This is a genomic window from Pseudoflavonifractor hominis (genome assembly GCF_014288125.1).
Taxonomy (GTDB): Bacteria; Bacillota; Clostridia; order Oscillospirales; family Oscillospiraceae; genus Pseudoflavonifractor_A; species Pseudoflavonifractor_A gallinarum.
The window spans coordinates 62,089-81,056 of the sequence record NZ_JACOPR010000007.1 but is presented as its reverse complement, the minus strand read 5'-3'; the positions used below and the strand labels follow the sequence as shown (position 1 = coordinate 81,056).

Below are 18,968 nucleotides of genomic sequence, written 5' to 3'. Positions count from 1 at the left end.
TGCATTAATATAGTAAATTGACATTGCAAAAGCAGGCCCACCCCAGTATAATAGACAGGAAACAGCAGAACATAGCGCGTACTGCGTTCGGAGGTGCATGTATTATGGCAAAAATCCAGATGAGAACTCCCCTGGTGGAGATGGACGGCGACGAGATGACCCGCATCCTGTGGAAGGACATCAAGGACATCCTGCTCACCCCCTATATTGACCTGAAGACAGAATATTATGACCTGGGCCTTCCCGAGCGGGACCGGACGGGAGACCAGGTGACGGTGGATGCCGCCGAGGCCACCAAGAAGTACGGCGTGGCGGTGAAATGCGCCACCATCACCCCCAATGCCCAGCGCATGGAGGAGTATCAGCTCCATGAGATGTGGAAGTCCCCCAACGGCACCATCCGGGCCATTCTGGACGGCACCGTGTTCCGTGCCCCCATTATGGTCAAGGGGATCTCTCCGGTGGTGAAAAACTGGAAGAAGCCCATCACCATTGCCCGTCACGCCTACGGCGACGTATACAAGTCCACCGAGTACCGGGTCCCCGGCCCCGGCCGGGCCGAGCTGGTCTTCCACGGGGAGGATGGGCAGGAGCTGTGCCAGACCATCTACGACTTTGAGTGCGCCGGCGTGCTCCAGGGTCAGTACAACAAGGACTCCTCCATCTACTCCTTTGCCCGGGCCTGCTTCCAGTACGCGGTGGACACCCGGCAGGATCTGTGGTTTGCCACCAAGGACACCATCTCCAAGAAGTATGACCACACCTTCAAGGATATTTTCCAGGAAGTCTATGAGAAGGAGTACCAGGAGCGCTTTGAGACCATGGGCCTGACCTACTTCTACACCCTCATTGATGACGCGGTGGCCCGTGTCATCCGCTCCGAGGGCGGCTATATCTGGGCCTGCAAGAACTACGACGGTGACGTGATGAGCGACATGGTTTCCACTGCCTTCGGTTCTCTGGCCATGATGACCTCGGTCCTGGTCTCTCCCGACGGGAAGTACGAGTACGAGGCCGCCCACGGCACCGTGACCCGCCACTACTACAAGTACCTCAAGGGGGAGAGCACCTCCACCAACCCGGTGGCCACCATCTTCGCCTGGACCGGCGCCCTGCGCAAGCGCGGAGAGCTGGACTGCCTGGTGGAGCTGCGGGAGTTTGCCGACCAGCTGGAGGCGGCCACCCTGGCCACCATCGAGGGGGGTACCATGACCAAGGACCTGGCTGGACTCTGGGAGGGGGAGACCCCTGCTAATGCGGTGGACAGCCGGGCCTTCCTGGAGGCCATCAAGGCAGAGCTGGACAAGCGGCGCTAAGAGTTGAACGAAAAAAATTGGGCAGGCGCGGCCATTGGCCGCGCCTGCCCGCTGTTATGGGCGGACTCAGAGCTCCTCCACCAGCTCCCGCAGAAGCTGGGCGTGACGGGCCTCATCCCGGGCCAGCTCCTGGTAGAGGGCGCGCAGGGCGGGATCGGCACACTCCTCCGCAGCGGCCAGATAGGCCAGCGCCCCCCGCTGCTCGGCACAGAAGCACTGCCGCAAAGCCGCAGGCAGTGCACCCCGGGGCGTGGGCAGAGAGGACTCGGAGGGGAAATACCGTACCCCGGAGATGAGAAAGTAGGCCGCCGAGAGGCGTTTTGCGTGGCGGCGTTCTTCCGCCGCCATAGCGGCCAGTACCCGGGCACACCCGCCGGGCGAGCGGCGGGAGAGGGAGAGGTAGGTCCGCCAGTCGGCGGCCTCCTGGTCGATGTACATCTGGAGCTGCTCCCCGTAGATGGCGGAACCCGATCCTAGAAGGGGGACATCCGGCTGCGTGGCGGGGGAGATGTGGGCCCTGGACGGGGGAGGAGCCTCCCGGGGACAGGGCAGGGGAGTGGGGACTTCCGGGACAGCGGGGGTGGAGGAGCACATGTCTTCTCGCTCCTGGGGCGGGGCGGAGGGCGATTCCTCCGGCGGACGCCCCACCCGGATGGGACATCCGGCCTGCTCCAGTGGCATGACCCGGCCCCAGATCCGGGCAAAGTCCTGTTCGTTCCGGCCGTCCACAGTGGGCGGGCTGCCGGCGGGGGTTGGAACTTGCGTCATGGGAAATACCTCCCGTTTGTTTGGATTTCCCTCCATCCTATGTCCGAGGCGAAGAAATTGCCCCTGTTTTGGGTATCCTATAACGGGCTTTGGCGGGGGCAAGCTTGTATAATGGGGGAAAGAATGCTATAATAATGCCTGCTGAATCAACCGCATAGCGGTTGATTCGTGCGGCTGCGCCGCACAATTCTTTTCCGAAAACTGCCAGCAGTTCTCGGAAAAGAAGGATCCATTGTTGCAATGCGTATTTCCATCCGGGCATACACGGCCCGGATGGAAGGCGCAGGGATAAAACCCTGCGCCCAAACAAAGCCATCGTGCCTTGTAAGCATGGGCTTTCAAGGCTTGTGGCTTTGTTTCTTACGTATTATAATACACCATTGAGAAAAGAATATCTCTGGATACAAGGAGTATCGGTATTATGCTGGAAATCAAAGGGCTGAAATACCAGGTGGCGGACGAGAGCGGCGAGTCCCTTGGTATTCTCAACGACGTATCCCTCGAGATCGAGGATCATAAACTGGTGGTCATCACCGGCCCCAATGGCGGCGGTAAGACCACGCTGGCCAAGGCAGTCATGGGCCTGGTGCAGCCCACGGGCGGTTCCATCCTCTGGAATGGCGTGGACATCACCGAAAAGAGCATCACTGAGCGGGCCCGCATGGGCATTAGCTACGGCTTTCAGCAGCCCCCCCGGTTCAAGGGCCTGCGGGTGAAGGATCTGCTCTGTCTGGCCTCCGGCCGGGAGAATCTGGCCACGGAGGAGGCCTGCCAGTATCTGACCAAGGTGGGTCTGTGTGCCCATGACTACATTGACCGGGAGGTGGATGCCTCCCTCTCCGGCGGCGAGGTCAAGCGCATTGAGATCGCCACCATTCTGGCCCGCAAGAGCGGTCTGATGATCTTTGACGAGCCGGAGGCCGGCATCGACCTGTGGTCTTTTGCCAAGCTGACCGAGACCTTCCAGGCCATCCATGCCCGGGGGGAGGCCACCCTTCTCATCATCTCCCACCAGGAGCGGATCATCAATCTGGCCGACGAGATCGTCATGATCGAGGACGGCCGCGTGGCCCAGCACGGGCCCAAGGAGGAGATCTTCCCCCTCATTCTGGAGCGGACCTCCGCCGGATGCACCTATCTCAGCCAGGAGGCGAACAAGTAATGATGGACAAGACCGACTGGAAGCTCCTCAAGGAGATCGCGGACCTGGAAAAGACCCCCCAGGGCGCCTACAATATCCGCGTCAACGGCCAGATGGACTCCCGTTCCACCACGGCCAACATCGACATTACCACCAAGACCGACGGAAAGTCGGGCATCGATATCCGGGTCAAGCCGGGCACCAAGAAGGAGTCGGTGCACATCCCCGTCATCATCCACGCCACCGGTTTCACCGAGCTGGTCTACAACGATTTCTTCATCGGCGAGGACTGCGACATCGACATCGTGGCGGGCTGCGGCATCCATAATACCGGCTGTGAGACCGCCCAGCACGACGGCCTGCACACCTTCTACATCGGAAAGAACTCCAAGGTGCGCTATGTGGAGCGCCACTACGGCGAGGGCGAGGGGACCGGCGAGCGGATCTTCAATCCCCAGACCGTGGTCTATCTGGAGGAGGGGGCCTCTATCCAGATGGAGACCACCCAGATCCGGGGCGTGGACTCCACCAAGCGGGACACCAAGATCGTAGTGGGGAAGAACGCCGAAGCGGTCATCACCGAAAAGCTCCTTACCCACGGCAGCCAGACCGCCGAGTCCGACATGGAGATTATCCTGGACGGCGAGGGGGCCAGCGGCCGGGTGATCTCCCGTTCCGTGGCACAGGAGGAGTCCAAGCAGATCTTCTACCCCAAGATGACGGGCAACAACAAGTGCTTTGGCCATGTGCAGTGTGACTCCATCATCATGGGGAATGCCCAGGTATCTTCTATCCCGGCCATCGTGGCCAACCACGTGGACGCGCAGCTGATCCACGAGGCTGCCATCGGCCGGATCGCCGGCGATCAGCTCCTCAAGCTGATGACGCTGGGCCTGACCGAGGAAGAGGCAGAGGAGAAAATTTTGGATGGATTCTTACAGTAACCTGCGGGCCCGTGCCAAGTGCAACCGCTTTGCCGAGCACAACGGCATCGAGCTTACCTTGATCGAGACCGACCATGTGGAGGGGGAGATCACTGTCACCGAGGCCCATCTCAACCCCATGGGGATGGTCCATGGCGGCTGTCTCGCCACTCTGGCCGACACGGTCACCGGTACGGCGGTGGCCACCCGGGGCCGGGTGGGCGTGACCATGGACTGCCGGATGGACTACCTCCGGCCGGCGGTCAACACGAAAAAGATCCGCTGCGTGGCCATTCCCCAGAAGATCGGGAAGACCATTACCCTCTATCGGGCGGAGCTCACCAACGACGAGGGCGCGCTGGTGGCGGTGGGGACCTTCAGCTTTTTCCTCACCGATAAACCCCTGCCCAACTTTGAAGAGCTGGTGGAGCGGGCCAAAGCATACGGACAGACGCAGAAAAGCGAATAAAACCAGCGGGACCATTTCCACGGAAATGGTCCCGCTTTTTTCTAGGGGAGGGTATCGTCTGTGGGAAGGGTACCGCTCTCCAGGGCGAGAAAGCGGAGCAGGGCCGCCAGGAGAGTGAGGAGCGAGGCAGCGCTCTCCAGCCCGGCGGCCCGCCGCTCCTCCGCAGGGGCGGAGCGCTGATTTTTCCAGGCCAGACAGAGAAAGAAGAGTCCGCCCCCCACCTCCAGCGCGGCACTCCCCCAGGAGAGGGGGAGGGAGTCGGTTTCCCGGGGGGTGCGGCCCTCCAGCTGGGCATCCAGAGATTCCCGTTCCCAGAGTGCTGCCTGAAGGGCGAGCAGCAGAGAGAGGACGGCAAACAGCAGAAAGAGGATGGTACAGGTTACATCCCGCTGCCCCTCCAAAAGGGAAGAACGTTCGGTTTCGATCCATACCGCCCCCTTTCTATGCCATCTTATGCCGCAGAAGACGGAAAGTGCAGACTGGAAAGCCTAAAAAATAAAATGCAATTCCAGACATATAAGAACGTGGAGGGGTTGCTTTTTCTGTCTAAATATGCTAAAATTTTATAAGCAATAAAAAATATTTTTTAGAAAAAGAGGGAGGGCGCATCATGCAGCGTCACACACTCGCCTGCCGGTACGGCATCTTTTTCGGAGGGGTGGTCCTGTCTGCCCTGGGCATTGCGCTCATCACCAAGGCGGGGCTGGGGACCAGTGCCATCTCCAGTCTGGCCTATGTCATGACCTTTGTGGTCCCGGGCGTCTCGCTGGGGACCTTTACGCTGCTGGTGAATCTGGCGGCGCTGGGAGCCCAGATCCTGCTGTTGAGACGGGAATTTCGGCCCATTCAGTTTCTCCAGCTGCCGGCTACCGTCATTTTCTCGGCGGGGATTGATCTCTGGACCTACCTGATGCGGGATTGGACCGTGGGCGCCTACCCCATGGGATGGATTCCCCTCCTGGCGGGCTGTGTGATCCTGGGCCTGGGCGTGGCGCTGGAGGTGCTGGGCGATGTGCTCTATCTGCCCTGCGAAGGGGTGGTCAAGGCCATCAGCTACAAGAGCCACGCCGAGTTTGGGACGATTAAGACCCTCTTTGATCTGAGCATGGTGCTCTCGGCCATTGTGGTATCGGTGCTCTGTCTGGGGCACATCAGCGGCCTGCGGGAGGGCACGATCGTAGCGGCGGCCACCGTAGGCGGCATCTCCCGCTTTTTCCGGGAGAAGCTTGGGAGCCTCCTGGACCGGACAACGGAGGAGACCGACCCATCCGAGGTCTCCGTCCAAAGCTGAAAACAGAGGAAAGCTGCCGGTCTCCCGCGGGAGACCGGCAGCTTTATACATTGAACCGAATGGATAAACGAGAATCCCCGCCCGGCATGCGCTCCGGGCGGGGATTCTCGTTTGCAGAGTTGAGAAAGAAGAAAGGGGTTTTATCGGAACACGCTTACTTCAGCAGATAGCTGTAATTGGCGTAGACCGCACAGATGAGCTTCCGCAGGTCCTCGTACAGGCCGCAGGAGGCGTCCTCCACGTGGTACTCCTTGACCTGGCCGCCCAGGCGTACCCGGGTCAGATCGCCCTCCAGACGGAGGAAGCCCTCGTTCTCGCTGTTGTTGAAGTCCTCCTCGCTCCAGAAGAGGGTGAACTTATCCTTGTAGGGACGGGAGTCATAGGGGCAGAAGGTGGCGCAGTTGCCGCACTCGTTGCACATGCCGTCCACGTGGATGATCTGGCGCATCCGCTTTCCGGGGACCCAGACGGCCACGTTGGCGCGGTTGGGGCAGACCTCAGTACAGGTCTCACAGACGGTGGCGCAGCCCAGGCAGCGGATCTCGTCGCAGCTCTTGCAGTCGTTGCAGAGGATGCCGCGCTTGGCCAGAGGAGCCTGGTAGTCGGCATTGACGTTCTTCTCCACATACTTCTCGGTGTCGAAGGCCTGGATCGCCTTGGCGGCCTTGGTGGCGCCGGCAATGGCCTCCACCACGGTGCCGGGGCCCTTCTGACCGTCGCCGATCACAAAGACGTTCTTGACGCTGGACTCCAGAGTCTCCGCGTTGACCACAGCCTTGCCGCGGTTATCCACAGCCAGTCCGTTGGCGGTGTAGAGAGCGGTGTCCACCTTCTCGCCCACGGCAGTGATGACGGTGCAGGCGGGGACCTCCACCACGCGGCCGGTATCCACGGGGGTGCGGCGGCCGGTCGCATCGGGAGCGCCCAGTTCCATCTCGTGGCAGGTGAGGACGCCGTCCTTCACACCCACGGGAGCCAGCAGCTCACGGAACTCCACGCCGTCCTCCAGAGCCAGCTCCAGCTCCTCCTGATCGGCGGGCATATAGCGCTTGGTGCGGCGGTAGACCAGGGAGACCTTCTTAACGCCGGGGATGCGCTTGGCAGCCCGGGCGGCGTCCATGGCGGTGTTGCCGCCGCCGATGACCACCACGTTCTCGCCCAGCTGGAGGGACTCGGGGGCCTTCTTGGCCTTCTCCAGGAACTCGATGACGTTCATCTCCTCGCCGTACTCCAGACCGGCGCTGCCCTTGTTCCAGGCGCCGGTGGCGAAGATGACGTGGGTATAGCCCTGATCAAAGAGCTCCTGCGCGCTCTTGACCTCGGTGTTGAGGACCACCTTGGCACCCATGGCCTCCATGAGCTTCACATCGTTGTCGATGGCGGAGGCGGGGATACGGAAGGCGGGGATCACGTGGCGCACGATGCCGCCCAGGGAATCCTTGCGCTCAAAGATGGTCACGTCCACGCCGGCACGGCCCAGGAAGTAGGCGGCAGACATACCGGCCGGGCCGCCGCCGATGACGGCAACCTTCTTGCCGGAGACCGGCGCGCCCGCCTTCAGCTTGGGCAGCAGAGCGGAGAAGCCGCCCTCAGCTGCCTTGAGCTTCTGGGTACGGATGTACACGCTCTCCTCATAGGCGTTGCGCATGCACTTGTCCTGGCAGCGGTGCGAGCAGATGGTGCCGGTGATGAAGGGCAGAGCATTGCGGTGGGTGATGACCTCCAGGGCCTCCTCATACTTACCGGCGTTGACCAGCATCAGGTAAGCGGGAATATCCTGCTCGATGGGGCAGCCGTTGCGGCAGGGGGCGGTGAAGCAGTCGATGAGGGGGACCTTCTTGTCCAGCTTGCGGCTGGGCAGAGGCTTCATGGGCTTCTGGTAGTGGCAGTCGGCAAAGAGCTGAGCCAGCAGGGCGTCCAGCTTGGCCACATCCACGCCCTGGAAGGCGCCGTTTTCCTTGTCGTCAAACTGAGCGGCGATCTGGGCCAGACGGTTGTAGCCGCCGGACTTGAGCATGGTGGTAGCCATGGTGACAGGCCAGATGCCGCAGTCCACCAGCGCCTTGATGTTGTGATAATCCGCGCCGCCGGAGTAGGAGATGCGCAGCTTGCCGTCGAACTCGTGGGAGAGCTTGCCAGCCAGAGACAGGGTCAGGGGGTACAGGGAGCGGCCGGACATGTACATCTCCTCGCTGGGCAGCTCGCTGGCGGCCACGTCCACGGGGAAGGTGTTGGTCAGCTTGACGCCGAACTCCAGACCCTTCTCGGCACACAGGGCCATCAGGCGGCGGAGCATGGGCACCGCATCACAGAACTGGAGATCCTCCAGGAAGTGATGGTCGTCAAACTGGATGTAGTCAAAGCCCAGGGAATCTAGGGTCTTGCGGGCAAACTCATAGCCCAGCAGAGTGGGGTTGCACTTGATGAAGGTATTGAAGCCCTTGTTCTGGATGAGATGGTTGGCAATGCGCTCGATCTCATCCGGGGGGCAGCCGTGCAGGGTGGAGATGGTGACCGACTCACTGATCCGGGGGGTGATGGCCTTCACATAGGCCTCATCCACGTTCTGGAACCGGTCCAGATTGTTCAGGGCCCAGTCCATGCACTCCTTCCACACCTCGGTGTTGGAGGCATCCCGCATCTCATTGAGGTACTTGTCGATCTTCTCGGACTGGATACCGGCCAGATCGTAACCCACGCTCATGTTGAACACGAAGCCGTCGGGATCGCCCAGGCCGTACTCCTTGGCCAGCAGCTTGCAGGCGAACCAAGCCTTCACATACTCGGCAAAAGCCTGGGGTACATAGAGCTCGGTGGACCACTCACAGTTGTAGCACTCATCCTCGGCGGTGATACAGGGCTTGGCCACGCACTTGGACAGCTCGTCGCCGTCCATGATCTGGACTGTCTTGACCTCGAAGAAACGGCTGCCGCCGGCATAGGCGGCGATCAGGTTCTGGGCCAGCTGGGTATGAGGACCGGCGGCCGGACCAAAGGGAGACTCAATCTTCTCCTGGAAGATGGGACGGGCCTGGCCGTCCTTGTGCTCGACGATCTTAGAGACGCCGAAGATAGTACCCTGGTCATGATGCTCGGTCAGGATCCAGTTCATCAGATGGGCAAAGGACATGGGACGCATAATATCGCTCATAAAGAAAACCTCCCGGCTTATTTCCGTATTTTCTCCAGACAAATAGGGACATCCCTCCGCGAAGCGGGGGCTTACCGCCCCGCGGAGGATAAAATCGGTTTACAGTGCTTAGTAGGTGCAGTGATTGAGGGTACCCCAGAGTTTTTTGGACTGCTCCATGCACCAGGCGTTGATCTTGCTCCCACACGGCGGGCCGTGTGGGAACCCTGCTTTGATCTGCACGGGGCGAGTGAATCGCCCCGGCATCAAGGTTTTGCCTTTGGCAAAACGCTTGGTGAGGACAAGCTCAATGTGCGTTGCACTTAGTAGGTGCAGTGATTGAGAGTGCCCCAGAGCTTCTTGGACTGCTCCATGCACCAAGCATTGATCTTGTCCTCGTCGATGCCGACGAACTCGCGGTCCTTGTAGACCACCTTGCCGTTGATGATGGTGGTGCGGCAGTTCTTGCCCATCATGCCGAAGAGCATGTGGCCGTCGATGTTGGCGTCGGAGAAGGGGGTGAAGGGCTTGTAGTCCATGACGATCACGTCGGCCGCGGCACCCTCGGCCAGGATGCCCAGAGGCTTCTTGAAGTAGCGGGCGCCGATCTTGGCGTTGTTCTGGAAGAGCATGCCGGTGGCCTCACACCAGCCCACGTTGGGCTGGGCGGTGTTGTGGCGCTGCATGGGCAGCAGGACCTTCAGGCTCTCCAGCATGTCGTGGGTGTAGGCGTCGGTGCCCAGACCGATGAGGATGCCCTTCTGATACATCTGGAGGACCGGCGCGCAGCCCACGGCGTTGCCCATGTTGGACTCGGGGTTGTTGACCGCCATGGTGTTGGTCTCCTTGATGATGTCCATCTCGGCGGGAGAGACGTGGATGCAGTGGCCCAGCATGGTCTTCTCACCCAGAATGCCGTTGTAGAGCAGGCGGTTGACCGGGCGGCAGCCGTAGTTGCGCAGAGAGTCATACACATCGTTCATGCCCTCGGCCACGTGGATGTGGAAGCCGGTCATGCCGTCGTTGGCCTTGACCATCTTCTCGAAGGTCTTGTCCGAGATGGTGAAGAGGGCGTGGCCGCCGAACATGGCCTTGATCATGTCGTCGTCCTGCTCCTTACACCACTTGGCAAAGTCGGCGTTCTCCTGGATGGCCTGGTCGCACTTCTCCATGCCGTCGCGCTCGCTGACCTCGTAGCAGAGGTTGGCACGGATGCCCACTTCCTGGCAAACATCCTTGATGGCGAAGAGGGAGCCGGGGATCTCACAGAAGGAGGCGTGATGGTCAAAGATGGTGGTCACGCCGTCCCGGATGCAGTCCAGCACCGTAGCATAGGCGCAGGCGCGGGTGCCGTCCAGGGTCAGATTCCGGTCGATGTACCACCACTGGCCGTCCAGCACCTCAAAAAAATTGGTGGGGTTGAAGCCGTTGATGGACAGGCCGCGGGCCAGGCCGGAGTAGATGTGGGTGTGGGCGTTGATGAGGCCGGGCATGATCACGCCGCCCTTGGCGTCCACAAATTCAGCCTCGGGATACTTGGCCTTCAGGTCGGCAAAGGAGCCGATCTCCTTGATGACCTGGCCGTCGATCACGACAGCGCCATCCTCCACATAGGGGAGGGCTTCGTTGCGGGTGATGAGTTTACCGTTTCCCACTAGCAGCATATGGTTGTCCTCCTTATTTGTTCGGCGGGTCTGCACGAGATGCCCCTGTTCCCCTTTGCGCGGCGGAATAAAAAAGGACCCTCATGGAAATGAGCGTCCTGCCGGTTGCGGCCCATGACCAGCAATCGGATTCAGAAACACTCCTCCAGCCCGTGCGCGAAGCACTTCGTTGCAGCCACGACCAATATGATGACTTTTTAGTGGATTTGCACAGGCAAATCACTTTTTATACTCCAAGTCTAACACAGAGTGCACCGAAAATCAACCCTTTTTTAGAGTACCAGAAAATTTTTCAGGCATAACGATTTTTCTTGTAATTCTTCCATGATATGATACAATATTCTCAATGCATATGTGGCTTTTACGACCGATTCTGAGGCAGAGAAGGAGAGAATGGGGACAGAAGAGCCAAAAAAAGGTACATTTTCCGCAAAAAGGCGCTTGACTGCCGGCCTCTGGCGGAAGGAAGGAATGAATTATGCTCAACGCATCCATGCTTCAGTTTTTGTTTCAGCTGGCCAAGGGAATTGCCCAGCAATTTGGCCCCAACTGTGAAGTGGTGGTCCACGATCTGATCTCCAATGATCCGGACAGCTCCATTGTGGCCATTGAAAACGGCCATGTGACCGGCCGGAAGGTGGGAGACGGCCCTTCCCATGTGGTGCTGGAGGCTCTGCGCAGCGAGCGGGCCAATCTGCAGGACCACCTGAGCTACCTGACCCGGACCAAGGATGGCAAGATCCTCAAGTCCAGCACCTTCTATATCCGGGATGACGATGGAAATGCCGTTGGCATTTTCGGCATCAACTACGACATTACCCTCATGCTGGCCATGGAGAACAGCCTCAAGCAGTTTACCTCCACCGAGCAGGAGAACCAAGAGCCGGAGGAGATCTCCCGCAACGTCAGCGACCTGCTGGACGAGCTCATCGAGCAGAGCGTCCGGGTGGTGGGTAAGCCGGTGGCGCTGATGAACAAGGAGGACAAGGTCAAGGCCATCCAGTTCCTCAATAACTCGGGGGCCTTCCTCATCACCAAGAGCGGTGATAAAGTGTGCAAATTCTTTGGGATCTCCAAATATACGCTGTACAGCTACATCGACGAGGCCAAAGAGGCCGCCAACTGAGAGAAACAGAGACAAAAAGCCGGCGAAAGCCGGCTTTTTTGGCCCAATTATCACCTTGCCGTACCGGCCTGGACATGGTACACTAGACAGGTGATTTTTGCGGAAGGAGAGCAGTGCCATGCGAGAGACGGACGGCATTTTATTTGATCTGGACGGAACCCTCTGGGACGCCGTGGAGGGAATCTGCCAGGGCTGGAACGCCGGATTTCAGGAGTGTGGGCTGGAGCCTGTACTGACCGTGCCCCAGCTGCGCAGCTGCATGGGGCTGCTGATGGAGGACATCGCCGCCCGGATCCTGCCACAGATCGAAGACGGGGCGCGGCGGATGGAGATCATGGAGGTATGCTACCGCCACCAGCTCCGCTATCTGGGGGAGCACGGCGGGAAGCTCTACCCCGGTGTGGCGGAGACGCTGGAGGAGCTGTCCGGGCGCGTTCCCCTCTTCATCGTGAGCAACTGCCAGGATGGCTATATCCAGTGCTTCTTGAAAGTCCACGGGTTGGAGAAGTATATCCGGGATTTTGAGTGCCCGGGCCGGACCGGACAGGCCAAGGCCGCGAACATCGCCCTGGTGGCGAGGCGCAACGGACTCTCCGCACCGGTCTATGTGGGGGATACCCAGGGGGACTGCGACGCCGCCCACGGGGCGGGCGTGCCCTTTTTCCATGCGGCCTATGGGTTTGGTAGCGTCGACCAGGCCGAGGGGCGCATTCAGTCCATCTCGGAGCTGACCGGTCTGCTCACGCCCCCCTGAAGGAATGAGACCGCCCGGCGGGGTCCCTTGTGACGAGGGCGGCATATGTGATAAAATAAAATGCTATTTTTGAAATGAAGGACGGTTTTTGCCTTGTCAAAATATGAATCGGAAATCAAGCGCCGGCGCACCTTTGCCATCATCAGCCACCCCGACGCCGGTAAGACGACCCTGACCGAAAAGTTCCTCCTCTACGGAGGGGCCATTGCCCAGGCCGGCCAGGTCAAGGGCAAGAAGAACACCCGTGCCGCCACCTCCGACTGGATGGAGATCGAGAAGCAGCGCGGCATCTCGGTGACCTCTTCGGTCATGCAGTTCCAGTATGACGGATACTGCATCAATATTCTGGACACCCCCGGCCACCAGGACTTCTCGGAGGATACCTACCGCACCCTAATGGCAGCCGACTCCGCGGTCATGGTCATCGACGCGGCCAAGGGCGTGGAGGCCCAGACCCGCAAGCTCTTCAAGGTCTGCGCCATGCGGGACATTCCCATCTTCACCTTTATCAACAAGATGGACCGGGAGGCCCGGGACTCCTTCGAGCTGCTGGAAGAGCTGGAGAAGGAGCTGGGGATCGAGACCTACCCCGTCAACTGGCCCATTGGCTGCGGCAAAGATTTTAAAGGTGTCTACGACCGGGGCAGCCGGAAGATCATCCACTTTACCAGCAACGGCGGTTCCAAGGCGGCTACGGCCACCGAGGTGGAGCTGGGGGATCCCAACCTGGACGGCCTGATCGGCTCCACCCTCCACCAGCAGCTGGTGGACGAGATCGAGCTGCTGGACGGCGCCGCCGCCGAGTTTGACCTGGACCGGGTGCGCCACGGCAAGCTCTCCCCGGTGTTCTTCGGTTCGGCCCTGACCAACTTCGGCGTGGAGCCCTTCCTGGAGCACTTCCTCCAGATGACCACCGCGCCCCTGCCCCGGAAGGCGGGGGAGGAGATCATCGACTCCATGGACGACAATTTCTCCGCCTTTGTCTTTAAGATCCAGGCCAACATGAACAAGGCCCACCGGGACCGGATCGCCTTCATGCGCCTGGTCTCCGGCCGCTTTGACGCGGACAAGGAGGTCTACCATGTCCAGGGCGGGAAGAAGATCCGCCTCTCCCGTCCGCAGCAGCTGATGGCCGCCGAGCGGGAGATCATCGAGGAGGCCTATGCCGGAGACATCATCGGCGTGTTTGATCCCGGCATCTTCTCCATCGGCGACACCCTGTGCACTGCCGCCAAGAAGTTTAAGTTTGATCCCATCCCTACCTTCGCGCCCGAGCACTTCAAGCGGGTGCGCAGCCTGGATACCATGAAGCGCAAGCAGTTCCTCAAGGGCATGGAGCAGATCGCCCAGGAGGGCGCCATCCAGATCTTCAAGACCCCCTATTCCGGTATGGAGGAGGTCATCGTGGGCGTGGTGGGTACCCTTCAGTTCGACGTGCTGGAGTACCGCCTGAAAAACGAGTATAACGTGGACCTCTATATGGAGGGCCTGCCCTACGAGTATCTGCGCTGGATCGTCCGGGAGGACGAGGACGCCGAGCCGCTCAAGGAGGAGGATCTGATTCTGGGCACCGATACCAAGCTGGTGGAGGACTACAAGGGCAATCAGCTCCTGCTCTTCGGGTCCCAGTGGGCCATCCAGTGGACGGCCGACCGGAACAAGAACCTCACCCTGCGGGAGTTTGGCGGCAGTGCCGCCGATGCCTGATTCGGTTTGAAAAAGAAAACGCCCCGGTCTCCCTTGGGAGACCGGGGCGTTTTTGTATCATTACTCGAGGGCGCCGCTCTGACAAAGGCGCTTTGTAAGCGGAGCCAGACGGCGGCAGAAGAAGCCGGAGATATGACCCACGATGAGCGTTCCAATGATGGTGCCCTCCCGCAGTCCGGCCAGACGGCCCAGTCCTGCAAAGGAGGTCAGAATGGCCAGAACCAGGATGGTGTTGTCCACCACCAGCTCGGTGTGTCCGAAATCCCGGTGGAAGCGCTGGCTCAGTGCCTTGACAAAGCCCTCGTAGGAGAGGATGAGTACATCGGCCACCACTTCCAGGGCCACACCAAAGCCAAGCAGAACGCAGCCGATCAGCAAGAGGAGCAGCCGCACCGGATAGGGCAGGACCTCCGGGATAAAGAAATGCAGCACCCACATCCAGAGGTCAATGCAGTAAGAAAAGACAAAGTTGGCGGGCAGCTGAAGAAATTGGACCCGGCTGAATGCCCGGCCCAGCAGGGCGGCCTGCCCCAAAAAGAGCAGGATCTCAAAGATAAAATTGAAGGTACCAAAGGAGAGTGCGGGGAAAATCAGACTGCACACATAGGGCAGGCCGGACACCGCACTGGTGCCCAGCCCGGCACGGGTGATGAGAGAAATTCCAAGGGCAGCAAAGATAACACCGGAGGTAAAAATGCCGTAACGCCGCACAAGTTCCGAACGGGACATAGGACAAGCTCCTCTCCTATTAGTACCATTATGCTACTATTATTATTTCGTTCATTATAGCATAGCAGACCATAGAAGACAAGGGCAGAGCGGGTCAGGAACTCAGCGGTAGAGCGGCCAGTTCCGGCTGAACCGGGGACGACGTATCCAGAATATAGAGGTCGGAATCTGTGTGGGGAAGTTCGGGCAGCTCCACCTGGGCAAGGCCGTCGAACAGGGTGCAAGCGGTGCCCTGGGGTGCAAGGGTGATGGCCACGGGGGAGAAGTGGATTCCCTGGCTAAAGCAGAGCTCCCAGACTGGCAGGGTGACCACTGCGAAACGCCGCCGGTACTGCCAGCCCGGCTGATAGGCCAGCCGGATCTCCAGCGCCAGGAGATCTTCGGAATGTACACACAGGCCCAGGCGGCAGCGGTTTTGGGGCAGGTCGGTCTCTGCTGTGGAGAAGAGGAGGTTGCCGTGGCGGGTGTGGGCGGTCACATCCAGAATGGATACGTCCCAGACCTCGTCGGGCAGGATCCCCAGGCGCTGAAGACACAGGCCCTGTAAGGCGGCCAGGTCGGTAAATTCATAGATAAAACGCATCCACAGCACCTCCTGATTGCAAACTAGGAAAAGAGAAGACAATTACATGTCATTTTGTAACTCTTGGTGCTATTGTAACACGGCGCGGTTACAGGAATGGTTACATTTTTGATTGAGGTGGCACAAAAATAAAATATTTTGAAATGAGCAAAAAAGAAAACATCCGCTCCGGAGTTCCGGAGCGGATGTTTTTGTGTGATAGAAAGGAAATACAGGAGCCAATTAGCCGAAGCTGCGGTTCCACTTGTGGCCCTCGCGGCGGTTGGTGATGTGGCCGCGCTCGCACAGGTCCTCGGCGCACTTCTGCACCTTGCGGTAGATCTCCTTTTCGTCCTTGACGGTGGTGATGACGCCGTTCTCCATGACCACCTTGCCGTCTACCATGGCGCCCACGATGTTCTTCATGGAGGCGGAGTAGACGAGAGTGGACACGGGGTTGTGCATGGGGATGGCCTTGGGGCACTCCAGCGGATCGAAGATGACCAGGTCCGCCTTCTTGCCGGCCTCCAGGGAGCCGATCTCGTCCTCCATGCCCAGAGCGCGGGCGCCGTCGATGGTGGCCATCTCCAGCACCTTCTCGGCGGTCATGGCCAGGGGATCCCGGGTGGCGACCTTGTGCTGGAGGGCGGTGAACTTCATGAGCTCCACCATGTCCTGGGCGTTGTTGGAGGCAGCGCCGTCCACGCCCAGGGAGACCGTGATGCCGTTGCGGAGCATCTTGGGCACATCGGCCACGCCGGAGGAGAGGTACTGGTTGGAGCAGACGTTGTGGGACACCTTCATGTCGTACTTCTTGGCCATGGCGATGTCCTTGTCGGTGAGGTAGCAGCAGTGGACCATCAGCACGTTGGGGCCCACGATGCCCAGGTCCTCCAGGACCTCGGCGTCAGGCAGACCATGCAGCTCCTGCGCGGCGTCGCGGTCGAAGGGAGTCTCGGAGATGTGAACGGTAAAGCCGGACTTGTACTCGTTGGTCACACGCCAGAGCATCTGCAGCAGGTCCTTGGAGTTGGACCAGATGGCAGCGGGAGCCACCCAGATCTTGATGCGGCCGTCCTCGCTGTTGTGATAGGTCTCAAAGAGGCGGCGCAGGTCCTTCTCAATGGTGTCCACATCCTGCATGATGCCGGGATGAACGCCGAACTGCTTGCCGGTGTTCATGCAGCCACGGCCCAGGATGCCGCGGATGCCCAGCTCCTTCATGGCGTCGATGACGCCGTCGGAGAGTTCTCCGGTGGGATGGGGATACATATAATCCAGCATGGTGGTGATACCGCTGTGCAGACCCTCCATGCAGCCCAGCATGGCGGCCAGGTAGCAGTCATTGCGGGTCAGGTTGGTGGCAGCGGGGAAGGTCATGGTCTCCAGCCAGTCCTTGAGCACCATGTCATCGCCCAGGCCCTTGAGCAGGGTCTGGAAGAGGTGGTTGTGGGTGTTGACAAAGCCGGGGAAGACGATCTTGCCGTCCAGGTCGGTGACCTTGGCGGCGTCGGTGTACTTGGCTTCCAGAGCGTCGCTGGGGCCGACCTCCACGATGCGGTTGCCCTGGATGGCCACAGCACCGTGGAAAAAGACCTCACGGTCGGGATTGACGGTGACAATGATTCCGTTTTTCAGCAGATGGTCGATCATAGTAGTTGCGCTCCTTTCCAAATCAGTCGGCGGAAGCTTCCGCGTCCAGATCCTCCTGCGTCTTGGGCAGGACGATATTCAGCACGATGGCAGTCAGGGCCACCAGAATGATGCTGGACTCACCGAAGAACATCTGCACATAGCCGCCCACCAGATCCAGGGTGTCCTTGGCAAAGGAGATACCCAGGCCCAGAGTGATGGAGATGCCGCAGATGAGCATGGAACGGCTGGTAAAGCGGCTCTTGGCCACCAGGCTCATGCCGCTCATGGCGATCATGGAGAAGACCACGATGGTAGCGCCGCCCACCACGCAGTTGGGGATGGTGGAGAGAAGGCCGGCCAGCTTGGGGCAGAAGGCGGCCACAATGAGGGTCAGGGCGCCGGTGCCCATGACCCAGCGGGAGCAGACCTTGGTCATGGCCACGATGCCGGAGCACTGGCTGTAAGAGCCGGTGGCAAAGCAGTTGAAGACAGAGGCAAACATGCAGGCGAAGGCGTTGCCCAGGATACCGCCGGAGAGCTCCTCGTCCTTGGGCTGACGGCCCAGGCCGCCGGTGGCGGACACGGTCATATCGCCCACCATCTCCACGGCGTTGATGAAATAGAGCAGAATAAAGACCAGGATGAACTCGGGCTTGAAGACCAGAGCGGGGCCGCCGTCGCCGAAGGCCAGGGGACGGGGAATGTCAAACCACTTGGCGGAGGCGATGTTGCTGAAGTCCACATAGCCGGTCACCGCGGCCACCACATAGCCAACCACGATGCCGATGAGCACGGCCGCGGCGCTGACCATGCCCTTGCCGAAGGCGGAGCAGGCCACGATCACCACGATGACCAGGCCGCCGATCAGCCAGTTATGAAGCTGTCCCATGGTGGGATCTCCCTGACCGCCGGCCAGGTTGTAGGCGGCGATGGAGAAGCAGGAGATACCGATGGAGACGATTATAGTACCCGTCACGATGGGCGGGAAGAATTTACGAATGTAAGGCAGCACAAATGCTACAAAGACCGAGGACAGGGCCGCCACCAGCTGGGCACCGAACAAAACGGGAAGTCCCAGCTCTTCGTTGGTCGCCACGGCCAAACAGATGGGCAGGAAGGTATAGGTGAGGCCCAGCATAATGGGAAGGCCGGAACCGATGCGGATCTTGCCCAGATGGATGGGGAAAGCCTGGATCAGCGTAGCCACGCCTGCGCCCAGAACAGAGCACTGAATGAGCAGGGTGGAATAGTAGCTGTCCATATTGGCGGCGCTGGCCACCAGGATCATGGGAACGATGTTGCCCACGAACATAGCCAGCAGCTGCTGGAAGCCAAGGGGAAAGGCCTGAAGGAACGGCGGTCTGCCGTCCAACTCATAGATGGCATTGCTTTTTGCGCTTTTGAACTGTTTCAACGTTGTATGTCCCTCCACAGGATGTCCACGGGAAGGGGCGTTCCCTTCCATTTCATCTCATCTCGTTGCGGACGAAGCGGCACTGTCGGGGGAACTCGGTGGGTGCCGCCTGCCTGTCGGCTGGTCATAAAAAGTACCGCCGTCCCCCAGGGGACGCCGGCTGAGCCGTTTCGGTATACAGGCTTGAGGGTGGAATAAGACAAGAAAAGAATTCCGGCCCTCCCGCGCATTCACTGCAAGCGCGGCCGAATTGCCTTCACCTCCTTATCTAGAGAGATTATATAACACTTTATAAGAGTAGTCCATACCTTTTTGTAAAAACCGACTGTCAAAAAAGGG

17 protein-coding genes are annotated in these 18,968 nt (G+C 59.8%); 9 read left to right on the top strand and 8 right to left on the bottom strand.

Translation table 11 applies throughout. The features are described from left to right. Window positions 1-104 precede the first annotated feature (104 nt). The gene (locus H8S34_RS11405) at window positions 105-1,316 is read left to right on the top strand and encodes an NADP-dependent isocitrate dehydrogenase (RefSeq protein ID WP_101690952.1); all 1,212 of its coding nucleotides are present in this window, start codon (window positions 105-107) and stop codon (window positions 1,314-1,316) included. A 66-nt stretch (window positions 1,317-1,382) separates the two neighbouring features. Here the strand turns inward: H8S34_RS11405 and H8S34_RS11400 are convergent, their stop codons facing one another. Further along, window positions 1,383-2,084, bottom strand: coding sequence for a ferritin-like domain-containing protein (locus H8S34_RS11400; protein ID WP_186964036.1), 702 nt, complete (start codon window positions 2,082-2,084; stop codon window positions 1,383-1,385). Between the two features lie 421 nt (window positions 2,085-2,505). Between H8S34_RS11400 and H8S34_RS11395 the strand changes: the two genes are divergently transcribed. From H8S34_RS11395 to H8S34_RS11385, 3 genes are read left to right on the top strand one after another with little or no spacing between them, the layout of a single operon-like run. After that, on the top strand, window positions 2,506-3,246 hold the full coding sequence (locus H8S34_RS11395) for an ABC transporter ATP-binding protein (RefSeq protein WP_101690953.1): 741 nt from the start codon (window positions 2,506-2,508) through the stop codon (window positions 3,244-3,246). Between the two features lie 2 nt (window positions 3,247-3,248). Beyond that, complete coding sequence (locus H8S34_RS11390; protein WP_101691089.1) at window positions 3,249-4,169, top strand: SufB/SufD family protein; 921 nt, start codon at window positions 3,249-3,251, stop codon at window positions 4,167-4,169. Further along, on the top strand, window positions 4,153-4,617 hold the full coding sequence (locus tag H8S34_RS11385; protein ID WP_101690954.1) for a PaaI family thioesterase: 465 nt from the start codon (window positions 4,153-4,155) through the stop codon (window positions 4,615-4,617). The genes H8S34_RS11390 and H8S34_RS11385 overlap by 17 nt, the downstream gene beginning before the upstream one ends. A gap of 41 nt (window positions 4,618-4,658) precedes the next feature. On the opposite strand, the gene H8S34_RS11380 is transcribed toward H8S34_RS11385, so the two are convergent. After that, window positions 4,659-5,018: a hypothetical protein gene (locus tag H8S34_RS11380; protein WP_186964035.1), complete on the bottom strand. Its 360-nt coding sequence runs from the start codon at window positions 5,016-5,018 to the stop codon at window positions 4,659-4,661. Between the two features lie 209 nt (window positions 5,019-5,227). On the opposite strand from H8S34_RS11380, the gene H8S34_RS11375 reads away from it, so the two are divergent. After that, a complete protein-coding gene (locus tag H8S34_RS11375; protein WP_186964034.1) occupies window positions 5,228-5,908 on the top strand; it encodes a YczE/YyaS/YitT family protein in 681 nt (226 codons plus the stop codon). Between the two features lie 154 nt (window positions 5,909-6,062). On the opposite strand, the gene ygfK is transcribed toward H8S34_RS11375, so the two are convergent. Together ygfK and ssnA are read right to left on the bottom strand one after the other, a co-directional pair. Beyond that, window positions 6,063-9,059, bottom strand: coding sequence for a putative selenate reductase subunit YgfK (gene ygfK / locus H8S34_RS11370; RefSeq protein ID WP_186964033.1), 2,997 nt, complete (start codon window positions 9,057-9,059; stop codon window positions 6,063-6,065). A gap of 302 nt (window positions 9,060-9,361) precedes the next feature. Continuing rightward, window positions 9,362-10,702, bottom strand: coding sequence for a putative aminohydrolase SsnA (gene ssnA, locus H8S34_RS11365; RefSeq protein WP_101690958.1), 1,341 nt, complete (start codon window positions 10,700-10,702; stop codon window positions 9,362-9,364). 83 nt (window positions 10,703-10,785) lie between these two features. Between ssnA and H8S34_RS11360 the strand changes: the two genes are divergently transcribed. From H8S34_RS11360 to H8S34_RS11345, 4 genes are all read left to right on the top strand, one after another. Then, window positions 10,786-11,004 carry a hypothetical protein gene (locus H8S34_RS11360; RefSeq protein ID WP_186964032.1) on the top strand — a complete coding sequence of 73 codons (219 nt, stop codon included), beginning with the start codon at window positions 10,786-10,788 and terminating at the stop codon, window positions 11,002-11,004. Window positions 11,005-11,180: 176 nt separating this feature from the next. Continuing rightward, window positions 11,181-11,828: a helix-turn-helix transcriptional regulator gene (locus tag H8S34_RS11355; RefSeq protein ID WP_101690959.1), complete on the top strand. Its 648-nt coding sequence runs from the start codon at window positions 11,181-11,183 to the stop codon at window positions 11,826-11,828. Between the two features lie 118 nt (window positions 11,829-11,946). Further along, window positions 11,947-12,582 (top strand): HAD family hydrolase, encoded by a 636-nt coding sequence (locus H8S34_RS11350; RefSeq protein ID WP_101690960.1) that lies wholly within the window; start codon window positions 11,947-11,949, stop codon window positions 12,580-12,582. 93 nt (window positions 12,583-12,675) lie between these two features. After that, window positions 12,676-14,289 (top strand): peptide chain release factor 3, encoded by a 1,614-nt coding sequence (locus tag H8S34_RS11345; protein ID WP_186964031.1) that lies wholly within the window; start codon window positions 12,676-12,678, stop codon window positions 14,287-14,289. 60 nt (window positions 14,290-14,349) lie between these two features. On the opposite strand, the gene H8S34_RS11340 is transcribed toward H8S34_RS11345, so the two are convergent. The 4 genes from H8S34_RS11340 to H8S34_RS11325 all read right to left on the bottom strand — a co-directional run bounded on the left by H8S34_RS11340 (window position 14,350) and on the right by H8S34_RS11325 (window position 18,629). Next, window positions 14,350-15,018, bottom strand: a complete 669-nt coding sequence (locus H8S34_RS11340) for a YczE/YyaS/YitT family protein (protein ID WP_186964030.1) — start codon at window positions 15,016-15,018, stop codon at window positions 14,350-14,352. Window positions 15,019-15,112: 94 nt separating this feature from the next. Further along, window positions 15,113-15,601: a hypothetical protein gene (locus H8S34_RS11335; protein WP_186964029.1), complete on the bottom strand. Its 489-nt coding sequence runs from the start codon at window positions 15,599-15,601 to the stop codon at window positions 15,113-15,115. Between the two features lie 222 nt (window positions 15,602-15,823). Further along, window positions 15,824-17,233 (bottom strand): amidohydrolase family protein, encoded by a 1,410-nt coding sequence (locus H8S34_RS11330; RefSeq protein ID WP_101690964.1) that lies wholly within the window; start codon window positions 17,231-17,233, stop codon window positions 15,824-15,826. Between the two features lie 22 nt (window positions 17,234-17,255). Beyond that, complete coding sequence (locus tag H8S34_RS11325) at window positions 17,256-18,629, bottom strand: uracil-xanthine permease family protein (RefSeq protein WP_235964352.1); 1,374 nt, start codon at window positions 18,627-18,629, stop codon at window positions 17,256-17,258. Window positions 18,630-18,968 lie beyond the last annotated feature (339 nt).

What these genes read in the sequence shown, in the direction of transcription:
- H8S34_RS11405 (WP_101690952.1), top strand. Translation starts at nt 105, where the DNA reads ATGGCAAAAATCCAGATGAGAACTCCCCTGGTGGAGATGGACGGCGAC.
- H8S34_RS11400 (WP_186964036.1), bottom strand. Translation starts at nt 2,084, where the DNA reads ATGACGCAAGTTCCAACCCCCGCCGGCAGCCCGCCCACTGTGGACGGC.
- H8S34_RS11395 (WP_101690953.1), top strand. Translation starts at nt 2,506, where the DNA reads ATGCTGGAAATCAAAGGGCTGAAATACCAGGTGGCGGACGAGAGCGGC.
- H8S34_RS11390 (WP_101691089.1), top strand. Translation starts at nt 3,249, where the DNA reads ATGGACAAGACCGACTGGAAGCTCCTCAAGGAGATCGCGGACCTGGAA.
- H8S34_RS11385 (WP_101690954.1), top strand. Translation starts at nt 4,153, where the DNA reads ATGGATTCTTACAGTAACCTGCGGGCCCGTGCCAAGTGCAACCGCTTT.
- H8S34_RS11375 (WP_186964034.1), top strand. Translation starts at nt 5,228, where the DNA reads ATGCAGCGTCACACACTCGCCTGCCGGTACGGCATCTTTTTCGGAGGG.
- ygfK (WP_186964033.1), bottom strand. Translation starts at nt 9,059, where the DNA reads ATGAGCGATATTATGCGTCCCATGTCCTTTGCCCATCTGATGAACTGG.
- ssnA (WP_101690958.1), bottom strand. Translation starts at nt 10,702, where the DNA reads ATGCTGCTAGTGGGAAACGGTAAACTCATCACCCGCAACGAAGCCCTC.
- H8S34_RS11360 (WP_186964032.1), top strand. Translation starts at nt 10,786, where the DNA reads ATGGAAATGAGCGTCCTGCCGGTTGCGGCCCATGACCAGCAATCGGAT.
- H8S34_RS11355 (WP_101690959.1), top strand. Translation starts at nt 11,181, where the DNA reads ATGCTCAACGCATCCATGCTTCAGTTTTTGTTTCAGCTGGCCAAGGGA.
- H8S34_RS11350 (WP_101690960.1), top strand. Translation starts at nt 11,947, where the DNA reads ATGCGAGAGACGGACGGCATTTTATTTGATCTGGACGGAACCCTCTGG.
- H8S34_RS11340 (WP_186964030.1), bottom strand. Translation starts at nt 15,018, where the DNA reads ATGTCCCGTTCGGAACTTGTGCGGCGTTACGGCATTTTTACCTCCGGT.
- H8S34_RS11335 (WP_186964029.1), bottom strand. Translation starts at nt 15,601, where the DNA reads ATGCGTTTTATCTATGAATTTACCGACCTGGCCGCCTTACAGGGCCTG.
- H8S34_RS11330 (WP_101690964.1), bottom strand. Translation starts at nt 17,233, where the DNA reads ATGATCGACCATCTGCTGAAAAACGGAATCATTGTCACCGTCAATCCC.